The sequence below is a fragment of the Acinetobacter pollinis genome, from assembly GCF_015627175.1.
Taxonomy (GTDB): domain Bacteria; phylum Pseudomonadota; class Gammaproteobacteria; order Pseudomonadales; family Moraxellaceae; genus Acinetobacter; species Acinetobacter pollinis.
In genome coordinates, this window is sequence record NZ_VTDQ01000017.1 from 32,301 (window position 1) to 51,107 (window position 18,807).

The following is an 18,807-nucleotide window of genomic DNA, read 5'->3' on the forward strand; positions in this document are numbered from 1 at the left end:
ATGTTTGAACTCATTAGATTTTTTTGTGTAGGAATATGTGCGGCACTGACTCACTATTTTATTGTCATATGTTTATATCAATATTTTAGTATTGCCTTAAGTTTAAGCAATTTTATTGCTTTTTGTATTGCACTATGGGTGAGCTACTTTGGTCATAAATATTTTACATTTCGGACTCAAACCCAAAACTCTGGCCATACATTTTTGAAGTTTATTCTTGTGGCCACTATAGGATTTCTTTTTAACGAAGGTCTTCTTCTTATAGGCCACGCTATTTTTCATACATCTCCTATACAGTGGATCGTTATTCTTGCCATCTTTCTTACAGCAATACTGACTTTCATACTTAATAAATTTTTTACATTTAAAATATTGGAATAATATCCATATGTTTCCTTCATTTAAGTCTTCAAACATACTTCTTGGTCTTCTTTCAATATGGCTTTTTATTTTGTCTATGATTCGACCAATGTCAGTACCAGATGAAGGTCGTTATGCAGATATTAGCCGTCGTATGATGGAAACAGGAGACTGGTTAATTCCTCGGCTCAATGATTTACCATTTATGCATAAGCCTCCTCTCTTACACTGGTTAACTGCAGCTTTAATGGAAGTGTTTGGACCTCATTTATGGGTTGCTCGTCTTGTTCCAACGTTATCCGCTATTCTTTTTATGTATGGTCTTTTTATATTCACTAAAAAGTATATCCATGAAGGTATTGCACAAATAGCTGTAGGTATTTTTGCAACCAATCTACTGATCTTTGGCAGTGCACAATATGTTAATCATGACTTACTCGTTGCTACATGGATTAGCCTGACTGTTTTTTGTTTTGTAGACTTTATTCTTTCAGGTAAAAAAACTATTCTTTATTTAGGGTATGTTTTTTGTGCTTTGGGCTTTTTAAGTAAAGGACTGATTGGTATTCTTATTCCAGGTATGATTATTTTACCTTGGATGTTGATGCTTAAAGAATATAGAAAGATTCTTACTGTACTTCACCCATTTGGTTTGATTCTTTTTGCATGCATTGCCCTACCATGGGTCATTAATGTACAAATTCATTATAATAATTTTTTAAACTACTTCTTTATAGAACAGCAGTTTAGTCGTTTTAACTCAGGTGAATTTAATAACAAGCAACCTTGGTTCTTTTACACACTCATTGTATTTGTGAGTTTCGTTCCTTCACTGCTTATTAATGGTTTTAAACTACCTAAAGTCGCTTTAAACTCTATTCCACGACCTATCTTAATTTTATGCATATGGTGGAGTATTTCTGTTCTTACCTTCTTTTCAATTCCACCATCTAAATTGGCAGGTTATATTCTTCCTGTAATTGCACCACTTATCATTTTAATCGCTACCTTTACTTTTTATAATACTCATCAGATAAAAAATAAACTACAGATCTATGCAGTTCCAATACTTCTTTTTTTCAGTATAAGTAGCCTTGCTCTTACCCCTATATTTAAAAAAAATAATCCTTTTATTCAAAACCAACAATGGGCGATATGGATTACTACCACTGCCCTTATTTGTGTTTTAAGTATACTAATTATACTATACAAAAATAGAAGGCTCACTTTCTTAAATTATAGTTTAGGCGCCTTACTTTTATTGTGTACGACCATTACTTTTGCCGTAAACTTTTTAGATATAAAGTCAAATCGTGATCAAATTGGTTTTGCACCAATAATTCGAGCAGAGAGTAAAATTGTTTTTTATCAGTTCTACTTTTATGATTTACCTTTCTTGCTCGACTTAAAATCTCCTGTATATGTTGTAAATAGATGGAAAGACATTAATACAGACAGCTCAGCTTTAGAGCTAAAAGATGGGTTACGCTTTGCACCTGAGAAAGAAAAATACTTATGGAATCACTCAGAGTTTCAAAAACAACTAGATACACAGCAAAAACTCACCGTATTTGCAAAATCAGGTAGCCTCAATCTTTCTTCAAGCAAATATTCATACCGTATTCTGCATTTTAGAAACTACGATATTTATTTCTTCAATCAATAAGTACATCTAACAATAGGCATTAAAAATTACGCTATTTTTCAACAAAACATCATTTCTATTTTATTTTAAAATTTATATGATAATGAATAAATTCATATGAAAGAGAATATCTCATGCAACAAGCATTGTTCGGAGGCGGTTGTTTTTGGTGTATCGAAGCCGTTATACGTGAGCTAAAAGGTGTAACTAAAGTAGAAAATGGATATGCAGGTGGAATAACAACAAATCCAACCTACAAGTCTGTATGTGAAGGTACAACTGAACATGCTGAGGTTGTTTATGTAGAATATGATGAGACCCAAATCACCTACCAAGATTTACTCAATGTATTCTTTGGTATGCATGATCCGACAACACTGAATCGTCAAGGTAATGATATTGGTACACAATATCGTTCAGTTATTTTCTATTATAACCACGAACAAAAACAGACTGCTAAAGAAATGATAAACACATTAAAAGCAGATGGTATTGATGTGGTTACACAACTAGAAACAGTGCCTACTTTTTATCGAGCTGAAGAATATCATCAAAATTTTTATGCAAAAAATCCCGAGCAAGGCTACTGTAATTTTTCCATTCCACCAAAACTTTTAAAACTTCGTAAAAAATTCCAAAATCTAATGAAGTAAAAAAAAGACTGGTTTTAACCAGTCTTTTTTTATTTAGTTTTCACTTACAAAGGAAATATCGCTCAATCCTGCTTCGCTCGCACGTGACATGACTTGTGCTACAGTATCATAACGAGATTCTTTATCCGCACGAAGCTGTACAGTTGGTTTTTGTTCTGCTGTACCTGCCTCATGAAATCGTTTCGCCAACTCATCTAATGAGATCATTTGGTCATTCCAAGCGACCTGCCCCTTAGCATCGATACTTACTGTAATTGCTTTGGGTGGCGGAGTCGTTATTTCCGCTGTCGTTTTGGGTAAAGTCAGCGGAATTGATGGATTCGCAACAGTTGCAGTTACTAAGAAAATGATCATCAATACCAGCATAATATCAATCAATGGAATGAGGTTCATCTCATTCATGCCAGAATCTTGATCTTCACCCAATTGAAAGCCCATTATGCATGACCTCCAGTATGTTTTTGAGGATTACTCTCTGGAGATAACATAGCGTCAATGAGTAAGTGATGCGCTTTGTCTTGTAAACCATGTGCAAGAGAACGGTTTGCACGTAAACAGATGTTGTATGCAAGTACCGCAGGAATTGCAACTGCAAGACCTAACCCTGTCATAATGAGTGATTCACCTACAGGCGTTGCAACTTGTGCAAGCCCAGCCTGACCACTGCTACCTACAGCAACCAATGCATGGAAAATTCCCCAAACCGTACCAAACAAACCAACGAATGGCGCAAGAGATGCGATTGTTCCTAACACAGGAACACCCTTTTCTGCTGCAGATTTTTGCTCTGAAATCTCACGTAACAACGCCTGTTCAGCAACCGCTTTACGCTGATCTAAATCTAAATGCGTAAACTTTGTTTTAAATGCCGCCAGAGATTGCTCTAGTTTATCAAAAGCATGTTGTTTAAGTTGGCGCGTGCCCATCAAACGTACAATAAATAATGTCCATGTAATGATAGACATTGCAATAAGAATAAAATAAAGCGTTTTACTTACTGCATCTGCACTCTGCCAGTAAACTGAAAAGTTCATTATTAGATTTCCTGATTTTAAATTAGCCGTAATTTTAAATTAAGTTAAGTCAAATGGTTGTTGTGCTTTAATTGGGTAAGCAACACCATTTTCCATGTATGGTTTAAATTTCGCACCACGTACAGCACGTAAGATTTTCTCATCTAGTGCAGGTAAGCCACTACTTTTAACAATCGTCACATTGACGATCTTCCCTTTTTCATCGGCCTGAATGAGTACAACTATCGATCTCGGAGAACCTTTTAAGTCACTCTGTTCATAAGATGGCTTCGGAGAGCGACTCCATTGCACACCGTTACCACCAATTGCAACATCTTTAGCTGTTTTCTCGGCAGGCTCAGCAGGTGCTTGAGGTGCGGGCGCTGGCTCAGGTTTTGGTGCAGGAGTTGGTGCAGGTTCAGGCTGTGGTTTAGTTTCTACATGTGAAATTACGGGGGGAACAGGCGTAGGTTGAGGTTTTTCTACCTGTTGTACTACCTTTTTCGGTTCTTCTTTTTTCACATGCTGAATTTTTTCCACTTTTTTAGGTGGTGGCGGTGGATCTTTAACAATTTTAACTTCTTTCACTTCTTTCTTCGGTTTAGGTTTTTCCTTTGGCTCAGGCGGAAGTGGTTTCGGTGGTTGCTGAATCTTAACGAAGTGAACTTGCATTGGATCTTTATGAATTGGCTTTAACTCAGCGGGTTTCATCTGACTTAAAGCCAATAAAACACCAATGTGCCCTATAACTACTGCTGTAATAGCAATAATCACTTTTTTCTTCATATTATTAGGAGGAGGATTCGCATTTAGTACGGAAGAATGACTCATAGCACAATGATGACCTGTGGCATACAATACGGTTTATACAGATATAAAGTATTATACGTTTCGAATTAAATAGTGATTCTCAATATAATAAATGAGAATAGTTTTTATTTGCAACCTCTTTTAAGAAATCTATTTCTTCTCAAAAAGTTACACCAATTTATAAAATTCAGTAAAATGTGTAGTTATAACATAACAAAAATAGTCGTATTTTTATAGAGTTATCCTAAATAATTTTCAATTGCATTTAAATATATCTTATAGAAATACCACATTTAAATGCATTGAAATATTTATTTATTCAACATATTACTTATGTTTTTAAATCTTGTTGATGATCAACCAAAGTTTCATCATCATTTTTAGTAAATCGATCCACTACAACACTAATCATCATATCGCCTTGCACATTCACTACCGTACGTACGGTATCTAAAATACGATCGATAGGTAATAAAATTGCGATCGCTTCCGCAGGCAATCCCACAGATTGCAGAACCATAATCATGGTAACCATACCTGCACTTGGAATACCGGGTGCACCTAAAGAGGAAATCATGGCAGTTAAACAAACAATAAGTTGCTGCCCTAGACTTAAATCTAATCCGATAAGATTTGCAATAAATAATGCAGCTGCAGCCTCATATAAGGCTGTACCATCCATATTTAGATGAGAACCTAATGGAATAACAAAACCAGAGATTTGTGGACGTACTCCAAGATTTTCTTGTACACACTTCATACTTAAAGGCATCGTTGCAGAACTTGAGCTTGTTGCAAATGCTGTAATCAGCGCAAGTCTTGTACCTTTAAAGAACTTTAACGGCGACATTTTCCCAAAAATCCAAAGTAAGGTTGGCAAAACAACCAGACCATGGAAAATTGTTGTTCCTGTCACAACAGTGGCAAACTCTGCAAGACGACTTAGTACTGTTAGGTCTTCTTTTGCAATGAGTTTTGCCATCAATGCAAAAATACCAATAGGCGCAAGTTTCATGACCCACGATACCAGCATCATCACAAGATGAAAAAACTCTTCGTTCACCTCTCTAATTCTTTGAAAGCGCTGACCACCGTAAACCAATGCCAAGCCGATCAGCATTGCAAACACAACAACAGCTAAAACATTTCCTTCACTAAATGCTTGAAATGGATTAATTAATGTATGTTGAATAAAATTCGTAATAAAAGAAGAAGCGTCTAAATGAGGTGCAGAAGAATGATATTGATCCATAGAATTTTTGAACAAAGCAATATCGACACCTTTTCCTACTTCGAAGAAATGTGCACATCCTAAACCTAGCAAAAGGGAAAGGCTTACTGTTGTAAAACTACATAACAACGTGACTTTCCAAACTTTCCCAAGTTGTTGCCCAGATTCTAAACTTGCAACACCTACCACAATAGAGGTAAAAATTAATGGCACTAAAAGCATTTTTAGGAAGCCAATAAATATACTGCTTAGAATGCTTAAACCATATACACCACTTGTAAAAAAGCTGGTGTCTGGGTATAAACGCAATACAAAACCAAGGCAGATACCTAGTATTGCCGCAATAAAAATTTGAGTATTTAAGCTCATCTTTATCCATTTTGTCTTTTTCTTATCGGCCATCATACGACATGCTCAACATTTTCTATTTCTTTTTTTTACATAAGTATATAAAAGCCACATAGAAGTGGCTTATTTCAAGAGGTTTATTGTATATCGCTTTCGCGGAGTCGCATTAAACCTTCTTGTGTACTACTACAAACCAATTGCCCATTCTGCCACATATAGCCATAGTTCAAACCTCTAGAATTCGATGTAATGGTGGCTTCCATATCGTAAAGCATCCATTCATCTGCACGTACAGGTTTATGAAAATAAAGACTGTGGTCAATACTTGCACACTGCAAATGTGGTGACAAATAGCTTAAACCATGAGGACGTAATGCTGTAGTCATTAATGTAAAGTCTGAATAAAATGCAATAATAGCCTGATGTAGACCAATAGTATCTTGTTCATCTTTTAGCTTTTCATGCGTTTTGACATAGTGAGCATAAAATGGAGGTTCAGGCTGAGGGTTAAAAAAATTTCTGACATCGTGAATGGGTCTAAGTTCAATATGTCGCTCTTTCATAAAGCTGTCTTGTAAACTCTTTGGAATAAATCGAACTAAACTTTCTTTTAATTGTTGTTCAGTCTGTAAATCATTTGGTGCAGGATAATTGGGTGCTTCTTTTTGAAATTCTAAACCTTGCTCTGGTACGGCGAATGAAATCATTGCCGTAAAAATCATACGCCCATTTTGAATTGCCCGTACTTGTCTACTTACAAAGCTTTTTCCATCTCTTAAACGATCAACTTCATAAATAATAGGTGCATTAATATCACCTCCAAATAAAAAGTATGCATGCAATGAATGTGCAGGTCGATCTGTTGTATACGATGCCGCACGTAAAGCCTGTCCTAATATTTGACCACCAAATACACGTTTACCTACAATATTACGGCTCTGCCCACGATAAATATTTTCATCTAACTTTTCTAAAGTGAGTAATTCAACGAGCTCTTGAGTCAGTTTTGTCATCATTAACCTTAATTTTATATAGAATATTTGAAAGACAATATGGCATTGCTATGATCATTTTTCGTTATTTTGCCACAAATAAGGACTTGTTATTGAGATATTTACCCATATCAAATGGCCTAAATCATCGTTTTACTGAATAAAAACTGCTTTTTTCAACTTTAGTTGTCCTAAAATGCCAATTTTTGGTTAAAATTGCACATCCGAATTTTCTATACGATAAAATTCGTCACTTTAAAATATAGCTGTCACCAAGTGGCGTTTTAACTAGGAGTCTTTATGTCCAAGAATAGCTTTGGTCAGGTCTATCGCAGATTATCAAGTAAAGTACTTGATCTTGTGGTGAAGCCACGTGTTCTTGGCGAAGTTCCATTAAAAAAATCAGTCGAAACAGTGGTAGATCAACAGCAATCTGCACATGCTGTATGCTATGTTTTGCAAACCTACTCTCGTAGCAATGCACTTGTTATTGATGGCGAAACACGTCGCTTAGGTTTGCATCCAGCTTTAGAACCCTTAGAAATTAACGAATTTAGTGAGAAAACCTCTGTATTTTTCTTACAACAAAAAGAAACAAGCTATGCAACAGAAAGTAAGCATTCTCTCCCACCAAAGCTTGTTCATTTTGTCGAATTCTTAGAAAAAAACCCAGAAGCAGATATTCAACTTATTCCTGTCACGGTATTATGGGGACGTGCACCAGATAAAGAAGACTCTTTACTTAAGCTTTTATTTACAGATACATGGGCAACCCCAAGTAAATTTAAGCAACTGGTCAATATTGGTGTCCACGGTCGTCAATCATTCTTAGAGTTTCATCCAGAACAGTCACTCAGAACACTTATTCAAACAGCAAAAGAACAAAATACAAATCTAGCACCAAGTACCTATATTCTTAATCACCTAAACCAATATTTAGATCGTCAGCGTGAAGCTGTTCTAGGGCCAGATTTATCAGATCGTCGTAATGTTATTCAATCCATTATTAAGTCGACCAATATTCAAGATGCAATTCGTCGTGAAAGCTTAAGAAGTAAAATTAGTTTATTTGAAGCAGAAAGACGCGCAGTTGGGTATATCAATGAAATCGTTTCGGACTACTCTTACTCTACAGTACGTTTTGCTGATATGGCACTCACGCGTCTATGGACACAACTCTATGACGGCGTAGAAGTACATAATTTTAATACTGTACGTGAACTTGCTAAAGATTATGAGGTGGTCTATACCCCATGTCATCGTAGTCATATCGACTATCTACTTCTTTCTTATATTATTCATCGACGCGGTTTAATGGTGCCATATATTGCTGCGGGCGATAATTTAAATCTACCTCTAGTCGGACAATTTCTTCGTGGTGGTGGTGCATTTTTTATTCGTCGCTCTTTCCGTGGTAATGGTCTTTATACATCTGTATTTAAAGAATATCTGTATAGCATTGTTTCAAGAAATACACCCTTAGAATACTTTATTGAAGGTGGTCGCTCACGTACAGGACGTTTATTGCCACCAAAAACAGGTATGCTTGCCATGACTGTGCATAGCCACTTGCGCAATAAAGGCAAAAATAAACCAATTGTATTTATTCCTACCTATATTGGTTATGAGCGCCTCATGGAGGGTTCTACATATATTGGTGAATTGCAAGGAAACCCTAAAGAAGCTGAATCTATTTTAGGTTTAGTTAAAACGCTTCGTAAAATTGAGCGTATTTTTGGTAAAGTTCACTTGAACTTTGGTGAACCTGTTTTTTTAGATGACGTACTCAAAGCCCATAAAGCCGATGAAATTACAATTGCAAAGAATGATGACCCTATTCCACCTGAGGTTTCAACAGCAATTACAAGCTCAGCATATGAAATCTTAGAAAAAATTAATAATGCAGCCGTAATCAATCCAGTTTCTCTTATTTCCCTTATTCTACTTGCAACAGAAAAACATACACTTGATGAAGAGCTATTTATTAAACAGCTCGACACGTACCGTAACTTAGCAACTCAATTGCCTTATGATACTCGTACAGAAGTGACTTCACTTTCAGGCAAAGAAATTATTCGTCATGGTATTAAGTTAAAGTTACTTAAACGTGTGCAACATGCGCTTGGCGACATTATTGCAATTGAAGACAACCAAGCTGTATTACTCACGTACTTCCGAAATAACATTTTACATGCGTTCATTTTGCCATCGCTCATTGCATCATTGGTCGAACTAAATGGAAAAATTGGTCGTAAAGACTTAGTGAACGTCATTAGTATGCTCTACCCTTTCTTAAAAGCTGAATTATTTATGAAATGGGAAGGCGATACGCTTAAACCTGCGATTGAGCAATATATCGATGCCCTTACTGATGCTCAACTTATTATCAATGAAGACAATGTGCTCTACAGTCCGCAACCAAATACCATTGCACATAATCAACTTGTCATTTTAGGTGCATCTGTTAAACAAAGCCTAGAACGCTACTACATGACATTGGCTATTATTACGCAACGTGGTTCAGGTAACATTTCAGCCAAACAGGCTGAAGATTTGAGTTATCTGCTTGGTCAACGTTTCTCAGTATTATATGAATACAACTCACCTGAATTCTTTGACAAATCACTTTTCCAAGGCTTCTTAAAAGTTCTGAGCCAAAAAGACTATATTCGCACCAATGAAAAAGGCTTCATTGAGTTTGATGAATATCTAACTAATGTCGCTCAATATGCCAACCTTGTTCTTGATGATGTCACATTGCAAATGCTTCAGCATATTACACAATTTAGCGATGAAGAGTTAAAAGAAGCACTTGATGCTTTAGCCGCGCAAAATGCAAAAAGACGCTTAAAGCGTAAAGCCAAAAAATAATTGGCTTTTACTAGAAATATGAAAATAGGTATGCATAGACATACCTATTTTTTTAATAAATGCTCATAATCCTGAAAAAAATCTTGATGTGAAAGCTTAAAGCCTGAGGCCTGCAATGCGGTCGCATAGATTTTTTTACCTGACACATGATTAGGTTCGTACTTAAGTAAGGGTAAGTTCAGTTGCTTTTGAAACCATTGGATTACCTCATGTAAAGGGTATGGTTTTGAATTGCTAACAATATAGCTACTTTCTACACATTCTTTTGTTGCTAAAAAAACTAAAAAACTCGCCAAATCGTCAATATGAATACGATTGCTCCAATGACACTTGCTATAACTTGTTGTTTTATTTGCTAAAGCAATCATACGTGCAACACTTTCACCGTAAATTCCAGAAGGGCGAATAATAGTGGCCTCTTTAGGATAAGCACTTTGATAAAGCTGTTCCATTTTTTGTAGCAACTTGCCTTGTTCATCATTAGGTTGAAGATGTGTTAAATCACTTACTTCTTGCCCTTCATCTGCACCATACACACGTGTTGAAGAAACAATAAAAATCCTTTTAATAGGATGCATCTGTAAAGCTTTTACGATAGGCGCGACTGTATCAACATAAGTCTGCCGATATCCTTCAATACTACTTTCTTTAGGACTAAGTAAAACATATGCCAGATCAATCGGCTTTAAACCATTTAAATCGAGTGCTTTAACATCTTGCTGTAGATGACAAATCTCTGTATCTGTCTTGTTTGTCGTGCTTATGGCTGTAATTTGATAGCCTTGTGCAAATAATTGTTTTGCAATACGCTTCGATGTTTTACCATAACCAATAAATAAAATATGCATGCTATTACCTGAGTTGAAATGGCTTTAATTCATGAAATCAAAGGCATTGGTCGTGCTGCCAGTGTGTTACTCGAAAAACTTCATATTTTTACGACAGATGATCTGTTATTTCATCTGCCTCGAGACTATGAAGATCGTACGACTATTGTACCCATGAATCAAATTCATGTAGGTCGAAGCTATTTGCTTGAAGGGGAAGTTCAATCTGTCGATTTCCCCCCAGGCAAACGAAAATCTATGGCTGTGTCACTTGCCGACTCATCTGGAAAAGTAACTCTACGCTTTTATCATATCTACAAATCACTAATAGATCGATTACAACCACATCAACGCGTACGTATTTTTGGAGAGGTTCGTCTTGGTGCTCGTGGCTTAGAGCTTTATCACCCAGAAATACAAAAAGCTGACCATTATGAGCCACCACAAAATATTCGTCTTACTGCTATTTATCCAAGTACAGATGGTTTAACTCAGCCCAAACTTAGAGAATATATTCAGCAAGCTCGAGCATACCATAGCCACCAGCTTCCCGAGTTATTGCCTTCCAAATTTACCCACAACTATTCACTTAAAGATGCACTTGACTACATTCATGAACCACCTTTAAGTGCCAATATGCAACAACTTACGCAAGGTACTCATCCTGCACAACAAAGACTTATCTTTGAAGAATTAGTCGCACATCAAGTTAGCTTACTCACACGACGTGCATATATTCAACATATTCAAGCACCTTGTTTTGACGAAAGTATCGATTTAGCACCTCAACTTTTGTCAGCCTTACCTTTCCAACTCACAGGCGCACAGCAACGTGTGTCTAAAGAAATACTTCAAGACCTTTCAAAGAACAAACCGATGCTACGTCTTGTACAAGGTGATGTCGGTGCAGGAAAAACACTTATAGCCGCAATCGCTGCATGCCATGCTTTAGAGTCTCATTGGCAAATTGCACTTATGGCACCCACTGAAATTTTAGCAGAACAACACTACCTTAATTTTCAGAAATGGTTTGAACCTTTAGGTAAGAAAGTCGCATGGCTTTCAGGTAAACAAAAGGGTAAGAAACGTTCAACCACAGAAGAAAGTATTGCCAATGGCGAAGCACATATCATTGTCGGTACACATGCTATATTTCAAGAAAGTGTCCAGTTTGCGCAATTAGGTTTAGTTATTATCGATGAGCAACATCGTTTTGGCGTAAACCAACGCCTCGCCCTAAGAGACAAAGGTTATGCAGGCACAACACCACATCAATTGGTCATGACTGCGACACCAATCCCTCGTACACTTGCGATGAGTGCTTATGGTGACTTAGATACATCTATTATTGATGAATTACCACCCGGACGTACTCCCATTCAAACCGTAACCATTCCTCTCGAGCGACGCGAAGAAGTCTTACAACGTATTGCAAACAATTGCTTAGCAGGTAAACAAGCTTATTGGGTCTGTACTCTTGTTGAACAATCTGAAACGCTAGATGCTCAAGCTGCAGAAGCAACATATGCAGAGATTCAAGAAAAATTCCCACAGCTTGCAATTGGTTTAGTTCATGGAAAAATGAAAGCCTCAGAGAAACAGAATGTCATGCAAGCTTTTAAAAACAATGAACTGCAACTTCTTATTGCCACCACGGTCATTGAAGTCGGTGTAGATGTACCAAACTCAACCATTATAGTTATTGAAAATGCGGAAAGACTCGGCCTTTCTCAATTACACCAATTGCGTGGTCGTGTAGGCCGTGGTGCTCAAGCAAGCTTTTGTGCATTACTCTATAAAACACCACTCTCTCAAAATGGACATGAGCGTTTATCTATTTTAAGAGAAAGTAATGATGGGTTCGTGATTGCAGAAAAAGATCTAGAAATTCGCGGGCCGGGAGAACTTCTTGGTACAAAACAAACAGGTGATATGGGGTTTCGTGTCGCCAATTTAGAAAGAGATGGACATCTTCTGCATCAAGCACATTATGTTGCGCAAGAAATTATTAAAAACGAAAAGGACAAAGCAGAAGCCTTGCTGAACCGTTGGCTTCCACACGCACCAAGATATGCTTATGTTTAACTTGCTCAATCGCCTCAAACCTTGCTATCTCTGTGGTGAGTTCAATATCCATAATACGCAAAGTTTATGCATAGACTGTTGGCAACAGCTAAAAATCAAACCAAGATATATTCAAAAGCAAGAAGTATCCGTTCTTATTGCTGCATCCTACCAATTTCCACTCAATCGAGTTATTCAGAAGTTCAAGTACAATCAAGAACTCCAGTATATCGATATATTTAAACAAATTTGCAGCGAAATAAACCTATCTCAAGACTTTCAGGCGATTGTTCCAATGCCTATTTCAACATCACGTTTACATCAAAGGGGTTACAACCAAGCCCATTTAATTGCAAAGCATCTATCTCAAAAATATAATATTCCCCTTTGGACACCCATAAAAAGAAAACATGAGCATAGTCAAAAAGGCCTTTCTCGCGTAGAACGGCTAACACATATTGAAGATCAATTTGAAATTGTACCCTCTAGTCCGCTACGCTATAGAAAAGTTCTCATTGTTGATGATGTCATCACGACAGGTAGTTCAATTTTTGCGCTCAAAAATAAGTTACATACATTAGGGTGTAATCATGTAGAGGCTTTTTGCATTGCAGCTGCCTAAATAACTTATTGTACGCCCCATTTTGGTTCGGGAGCTTGATAGTTTTCAAACTTTTCTAAAATCTCTTCAATAGACTCTGAATGAAACAAATGATCTGCAAATCGTGCTTGTGTAAAGCCTGTATCTACAGTTTTAGAAATCATGTCCAATAGTGGTGTATAAAAGTCATTAATATTTAAAAAAGCACATGGTTTTAAGTGGATGCCTAATTGTGCCCATGTCCATTGTTCAAATATTTCTTCTAATGTTCCAGCTCCACCGGGTAAAGCAATAAAGCCATCGGCAAGTTCTGCCATTTTTGCTTTACGCTCATGCATCGTACTCACTATATGTAACTCCGTAAGTTGAGGATGCGCAAGCTCTCGATCAACCAATGTTGTAGGGATTACGCCAATCACCTTACCACCAGCCTGTAATGTACTATCAGCGATAACACCCATTAAACCTGTTCTACCGCCCCCGTAAATCACCGTCTTACCCTGCTCTGCCAAATATTGGCCAACTTTTTGTGCATGCTCGACAAATATCGGGTTATTTCCTGCCTTAGAACCACAAAAAATTGCTACTGTATTCATACTATTGTCCTTTTTTTTAATCATAATGTCCCTAATATAGTCTAAAATACTTTTTTTTATTAAAAAACGAAAGTTAGTCGTGTTTTTAATGTACAGCTTCTCTAAAATACACACATTGTTTTAACCCTGTCCGACCTAAGGGAGAAAGACTTCAATGCTCGAAGCTTTTTATGCTACAACACGTGGCAGTTTAGAAGATGCAACCATTAATGGTGGTTTCGACTTACATCAAGACTTAGTTTGGATTGACTTAATTGCACCCTCACAAGAGGAACAGCAATGGGTTATTGATGCCTATCATCAAAACTTACCTACACTTAAATCACTAGAGGATATTTCTTCATCTGCACGTTTTTATAGAGATGATGATGGTATCTTACATATTAGTACCTACTTCCTCACAAAAAATAAGAATTACCAAGCCGATAGTGAACATGAAGATGAAAGCATGCTAGCCACTGTTCAAACAGTTGCTTTTATTTTAAAAAAAGACAGATTAATCACTCTACGTGGTGAAAAACTCTTGGCTTTTCGCGCTTTTCGTTCGCGTGCACGTAGAAATGACTATGATATTAACTATCAAGATCCTATTTGGACTTTGTTGGGCTTATTCGAAGCAAAACTTGATGAACTCGCAGACATTCTAGAAGACATTCATAAAGACCTAGAAAAATACTCTACCGAAGTACTTAACAATCATAATCGAGAGAATAACCTCGATCTCGATGACATGATTACACGTCTAGCACAACAAGAAGATATGCTCGGTAAAGCACAGCTTTGTTTAATTGATTTACGTCGTCTACTCAGCTTCTTATCACGCCCTCGTGCATTAGGTAGTCATATTTATGATGCAGAAATTCGCGAAATGAGTGAAGATGTTCGCTCTTTAATTGAACACAATGCATTCTTATTTCAAAAAGTCCATTTTCTAATGGATACAACCTCAGGTTTTATTAATACTGAACAAAACGATACGATCCGTCGCTTCTCTATTTTACCAAGTATGCTTGCGCCACCCATGCTCATTTCAAGCGTATATGGGATGAATATTGAAGAGTTACCTTATGCACATAGCCCTGTTAGTTTAATTATCGTAGGTAGTTTCTTAGGCGCATCTTTTATTGGTCCATACTTTTATTTTAAATGGAAAAAATGGATTTAAAAAAAAGCATCTTTACAGATGCTTTTTTATTTAGCTTACCATCTGAAGTTCTTTTTCAAGATGGCACGATTGAATAATCTTGAGCATTTTATCTGGAACAGCCTTAAAAATGAGTCCATTTAACTCAGGTGTATGGCGTAACCACTGCACAAATACCGCAAGCGCTAAAGTATTTCCATGTTCTAACTGAGATAAATCAACAAAAATTTTATCTTGTTTATTTTGCAATATTAAAGATAACCCTTGCTGATATACAGTTTCTGCATTTTTAAAGTCTATTGTACCAACCAATATTAAATTCTGCTGTTTAAACTGTATATCCATTGAGCTTATTCCTTTGAAATTATTTGCTTGTTGCTGCATTAGCATCTGGTTTAAACGTTGCAATGGCTTTATCTAGATTGCCACCATTACGCTGTACCGTAGAAGCGAATTGATTTCTAAACTGTAAACCCAAATCAATCCCTGCAACATTCATATTACGAATTTTCCATTGAGAACCATGGTCTGCCAATTGGAATGCTACTGGTGTTTTTTGACCTTGACTAATAAAGTCTAATGTCACGACTTGATAAGCACCTGCAGATGGTTTATATGGACGAATAGCGTAACCCTGATTTGAATACTTCGCTAAAGCAGAACCATAATTTTGAATTAAACTTTGGCGTAAATTAGATTCAAATGCAGCACGTTGTTGAGGTGTACTACTTTGAGGAGACGCATATGTTCCCATAACAATACGTGTAAATGCTTGCGCATCAACATAAGGTTCTAAGTTCTGTTTTACAATTGCATTGATTGTTGCAGGATTATTCAAATGATCATGCTCTGCTTTTAACTTACCAATTAAACTGTCTGCTACTGTTTTAATAAAATCAGAAGGTGCCTGAGCAGGTGCAGCAATTGCTGAGCCTACCATTGTTGCTAGAACACCTGCCATCATTGTTTGTTTTAATGATGTTTTCATATGACGCTCCTACTTGAGGTTTATTCTGTAAATGATGGTTGAGTTGAGCTATTACTCTGAGCTGTACTTGAAGATTGAGACGTAGAAGATTTATTACCACTTCCCATACCTGTCACAAATTTGCTAATCAAATCTTCTAAATCCATTGTTCCTTGAGTATTGGTAATACTTGCACCACGCTTTAAGTAACTAATGCCACCGCCAGGTACAATTTTCAAATACTTCTCGCCCAATAATCCATTCGTTGCTACCATAATATAAGCATCTGAATCTATATTTGTAATGGATTTCATATTGTCTAATAGTTGTTGTTCCATTACTTTTCGTTTCGCATCATCGGCTTGCTGATAATCATCGCTATATTTCAGCTCTTCTAAGGAATCTTTTTGAACAGTTTGTAACTCAGCAGGTGTAAATGTTGTTAACTTTCCATCCAAATCAAATGTTACTTTTGCCAATCTAGAAATTGGATCCAATGTAATTGAGTCAACACGTCCTATTGTTACACCACTCATGGTTACTTTAGCACGGGGTTTTAATCCATTTACATTATCAAATGTTGCTGACATTTGATAACCTGCGCTTAAATTATTTCCAGATAGTCCGCTTACTTTCATTGCTAAAAAAAATAGTGCTGCACCGAAAATTATTACGAAAATTCCTACGGTCAACTCACTTGCACGTGATTTCATCAAACGCCTCCAAACATGACCGCAGTCAACACAAAATCAAAACCTAAAACACATAAAGATGAATAAACAACTGTTCTTGTTGTTGCAGTTGCAATACCTTCTGATGTTGGATTACAAGCATATCCTTGATAGACAGCAATCCATGTACAAATCACAGCAAAACAAACACTTTTTAAAATACCATTTATTACATCATGTCTAAATTGAACGGCACTTTGCATTCCACTCCAAAAAGACCCTTCATCCACACCTAAGAAATCTACACCCACCAGTTTGCCGCCAAAAATACCAATTGCCGCAAAAATGACTGTCAGCATAGGTAAACTAATAATACCTGCCCAAAGACGTGGAGAAACAATACGTTTTAAAGGATCGACACCTATCATTTCCATACTAGATAACTGTTCTGTGGCTTTCATCAAACCAATTTCAGCAGCTAAAGCAGATCCAGCACGGCCAGCAAATAAAAGTGCAGCTACTACAGGTGCCAGTTCTCTTAATAAAGTCAATGCAACCATAGTACCAAGCATTGACTCACTACCAACATTAACAAGGATTGTATAACCTTGTAAGCCAATTACTAAACCAATAAATAATCCAGAAACAGCAACAATCAATAATGATAAAACACCGACTCTATACATTTGGTAAATAAATAATTTAAATCCTAAACGTGTAGGTAAAGAACAAATAATTTGTATCAATAAGATTGTCGCAATACCGATACCATGGACACTATCGATTACTCTTCTGCCTAATAAGGCTATCGCATTCATGTACCCACCTCGTGGTTTAGGTATTTTTTTTGGCTAAATTGAAAATCAACAGGACCTTCGACAGAGCCATTTAAAAACTGCTGAACAAATTCAGAATGATGTGTTCTTAGCTCTTCAGGTGTTCCTTCACCTTGGATTTTTCCATCCGCAACAATATAAACATAATCTGCTATAGACATCGTCTCATCTACATCATGCGACACAATAATCGTTGTTAAATCTAAAGCATCTCTTAAAGAGCGAATAAGCCTTGTGAGCACTCCCATGACGATAGGGTCTTGACCTGCAAAAGGCTCGTCATACATAATTAATTCAGGATCTAAAGCAATTGCTCTTGCTAAAGCCACTCGCCTATTCATACCACCTGATAATTCAGAGGGCATAAGAAACTCAGCTCCACTTAGGCCAACAGATTCTAACTTTAATGAAACAAGCTCACCAATAAGATTCTCAGGCAATTTCGTATGCGCACGTATTGGAAAAGCAATATTTTCATATACAGACATATCAGTGAATAAAGCACCACTTTGGAAGAGCATTCCCATTTTTGCACGAGCAGCAAAAAGTTCATGGCGACTCATTTTTGAAATATTTTTACCTTCTAATAGTATCATTCCCTTTTGTGGTATTAATTGACCACCTATAAGACGTAAAAGTGTCGTTTTCCCTGTACCAGAAGGTCCCATAATTGCAGTGACTTGACCTTTACGAATACAGAGATCGATATTGTCATAAATAACTCTCTCATTTCGGTTAAAGCTAAGACCTTTAACTTCAATAAAATTCTGAGTTTTTATGGCAGGAGTTTTTTTATCCATGATCAATGTTCACTTCTTACTTACCGCCATTCATTTAAGAGGATAGGTTAATCAAATAGTAGGAGGTTATCTATTTATTTCTCACTAGAAAATATTATAGTTTTGAAACTATAAAACATTATGTATAAATTATACGGAAATTATTAATTTGAATAAATATATGTTTATATTCTACAAGCAAAAAAAAGCCTCCTTACGGAGGCTTTTTAGGAATTAGATGCTGGCGATGACTTACTCTCACATGGGTAACCCCACACTACCATCAGCGCTAAGAGGTTTCACTTCTGAGTTCGGGAAGGGATCAGGTGGTTCACTCTCGCTATTGTCGCCAGCATAACTTTTATGGAGAACATTGAGGTCTTAATTATTGCCTCTGTT

19 protein-coding genes and 1 rRNA gene are annotated in these 18,807 nt (G+C 36.6%); 7 read left to right on the forward strand and 13 right to left on the reverse strand.

Annotated features, from left to right (window positions below):
- From I2F23_RS08120 to msrA, 3 genes are all read left to right on the forward strand, one after another.
- A complete protein-coding gene (locus I2F23_RS08120; protein ID WP_195772097.1) occupies nt 1–381 on the forward strand; it encodes a GtrA family protein in 381 nt (126 codons plus the stop codon).
- 7 nt (nt 382–388) lie between these two features.
- On the forward strand, nt 389–2,026 hold the full coding sequence (locus I2F23_RS08125) for an ArnT family glycosyltransferase (protein ID WP_195772098.1): 1,638 nt from the start codon (nt 389–391) through the stop codon (nt 2,024–2,026).
- 113 nt (nt 2,027–2,139) lie between these two features.
- A complete protein-coding gene (msrA, locus tag I2F23_RS08130) occupies nt 2,140–2,658 on the forward strand; it encodes a peptide-methionine (S)-S-oxide reductase MsrA (RefSeq protein WP_195772099.1) in 519 nt (172 codons plus the stop codon).
- Between the two features lie 33 nt (nt 2,659–2,691).
- Here the strand turns inward: msrA and I2F23_RS08135 are convergent, their stop codons facing one another.
- From I2F23_RS08135 to I2F23_RS08155, 5 genes are all read right to left on the reverse strand, one after another.
- Nucleotides 2,692–3,096 carry an ExbD/TolR family protein gene (locus tag I2F23_RS08135; protein ID WP_195772100.1) on the reverse strand — a complete coding sequence of 135 codons (405 nt, stop codon included), beginning with the start codon at nt 3,094–3,096 and terminating at the stop codon, nt 2,692–2,694.
- Entirely contained in the window at nt 3,096–3,692 is a 597-nt protein-coding gene (locus tag I2F23_RS08140; RefSeq protein ID WP_195772101.1) for a MotA/TolQ/ExbB proton channel family protein, read from the reverse strand. Before I2F23_RS08140 ends, I2F23_RS08135 begins: the two co-directional genes overlap by 1 nt.
- A gap of 39 nt (nt 3,693–3,731) precedes the next feature.
- Nucleotides 3,732–4,502 (reverse strand): energy transducer TonB, encoded by a 771-nt coding sequence (locus tag I2F23_RS08145; protein ID WP_195772102.1) that lies wholly within the window; start codon nt 4,500–4,502, stop codon nt 3,732–3,734.
- Between the two features lie 310 nt (nt 4,503–4,812).
- The gene (locus tag I2F23_RS08150) at nt 4,813–6,081 is read right to left on the reverse strand and encodes a dicarboxylate/amino acid:cation symporter (RefSeq protein WP_195772103.1); all 1,269 of its coding nucleotides are present in this window, start codon (nt 6,079–6,081) and stop codon (nt 4,813–4,815) included.
- 116 nt (nt 6,082–6,197) lie between these two features.
- Nucleotides 6,198–7,073 (reverse strand): acyl-CoA thioesterase, encoded by an 876-nt coding sequence (locus tag I2F23_RS08155; RefSeq protein ID WP_195772104.1) that lies wholly within the window; start codon nt 7,071–7,073, stop codon nt 6,198–6,200.
- 279 nt (nt 7,074–7,352) lie between these two features.
- Here I2F23_RS08155 and plsB point away from each other — a divergent pair, with 279 nt between their 5' ends.
- Nucleotides 7,353–9,923 carry a glycerol-3-phosphate 1-O-acyltransferase PlsB gene (gene plsB, locus I2F23_RS08160; RefSeq protein ID WP_195772105.1) on the forward strand — a complete coding sequence of 857 codons (2,571 nt, stop codon included), beginning with the start codon at nt 7,353–7,355 and terminating at the stop codon, nt 9,921–9,923.
- 44 nt (nt 9,924–9,967) lie between these two features.
- Here plsB and I2F23_RS08165 read toward each other — a convergent pair whose 3' ends face one another.
- A complete protein-coding gene (locus I2F23_RS08165) occupies nt 9,968–10,771 on the reverse strand; it encodes an NAD-dependent epimerase/dehydratase family protein (RefSeq protein ID WP_195772106.1) in 804 nt (267 codons plus the stop codon).
- Between the two features lie 18 nt (nt 10,772–10,789).
- On the opposite strand from I2F23_RS08165, the gene recG reads away from it, so the two are divergent.
- Both recG and I2F23_RS08175 read left to right on the forward strand, forming a co-directional pair.
- Nucleotides 10,790–12,835: an ATP-dependent DNA helicase RecG gene (gene recG / locus I2F23_RS08170; RefSeq protein WP_195772107.1), complete on the forward strand. Its 2,046-nt coding sequence runs from the start codon at nt 10,790–10,792 to the stop codon at nt 12,833–12,835.
- A complete protein-coding gene (locus tag I2F23_RS08175; protein ID WP_195772108.1) occupies nt 12,822–13,436 on the forward strand; it encodes a ComF family protein in 615 nt (204 codons plus the stop codon). Before recG ends, I2F23_RS08175 begins: the two co-directional genes overlap by 14 nt.
- A gap of 5 nt (nt 13,437–13,441) precedes the next feature.
- Here I2F23_RS08175 and I2F23_RS08180 read toward each other — a convergent pair whose 3' ends face one another.
- Nucleotides 13,442–14,011, reverse strand: coding sequence for an LOG family protein (locus I2F23_RS08180; RefSeq protein ID WP_195772109.1), 570 nt, complete (start codon nt 14,009–14,011; stop codon nt 13,442–13,444).
- A 154-nt stretch (nt 14,012–14,165) separates the two neighbouring features.
- Between I2F23_RS08180 and I2F23_RS08185 the strand changes: the two genes are divergently transcribed.
- Nucleotides 14,166–15,176, forward strand: coding sequence for a CorA family divalent cation transporter (locus I2F23_RS08185; RefSeq protein ID WP_195772110.1), 1,011 nt, complete (start codon nt 14,166–14,168; stop codon nt 15,174–15,176).
- A gap of 30 nt (nt 15,177–15,206) precedes the next feature.
- Here the strand turns inward: I2F23_RS08185 and I2F23_RS08190 are convergent, their stop codons facing one another.
- From I2F23_RS08190 to rrf, 6 genes are all read right to left on the reverse strand, one after another.
- Nucleotides 15,207–15,500, reverse strand: coding sequence for an STAS domain-containing protein (locus I2F23_RS08190; protein WP_195772111.1), 294 nt, complete (start codon nt 15,498–15,500; stop codon nt 15,207–15,209).
- A 19-nt stretch (nt 15,501–15,519) separates the two neighbouring features.
- Nucleotides 15,520–16,143, reverse strand: a complete 624-nt coding sequence (locus tag I2F23_RS08195) for an MlaC/ttg2D family ABC transporter substrate-binding protein (protein ID WP_195772112.1) — start codon at nt 16,141–16,143, stop codon at nt 15,520–15,522.
- Nucleotides 16,144–16,163: 20 nt separating this feature from the next.
- Entirely contained in the window at nt 16,164–16,835 is a 672-nt protein-coding gene (gene mlaD, locus I2F23_RS08200; RefSeq protein WP_195772113.1) for an outer membrane lipid asymmetry maintenance protein MlaD, read from the reverse strand.
- Nucleotides 16,835–17,611, reverse strand: coding sequence for a lipid asymmetry maintenance ABC transporter permease subunit MlaE (mlaE, locus tag I2F23_RS08205; RefSeq protein ID WP_195772114.1), 777 nt, complete (start codon nt 17,609–17,611; stop codon nt 16,835–16,837). The genes mlaD and mlaE overlap by 1 nt, the downstream gene beginning before the upstream one ends.
- The gene (locus I2F23_RS08210) at nt 17,608–18,429 is read right to left on the reverse strand and encodes an ABC transporter ATP-binding protein (RefSeq protein WP_195772115.1); all 822 of its coding nucleotides are present in this window, start codon (nt 18,427–18,429) and stop codon (nt 17,608–17,610) included. The genes mlaE and I2F23_RS08210 overlap by 4 nt, the downstream gene beginning before the upstream one ends.
- A 218-nt stretch (nt 18,430–18,647) precedes the next feature.
- A 5S ribosomal RNA gene (rrf, locus tag I2F23_RS08215) occupies nt 18,648–18,762 on the reverse strand.
- Between the last annotated feature and the right edge of the window lie 45 nt (nt 18,763–18,807).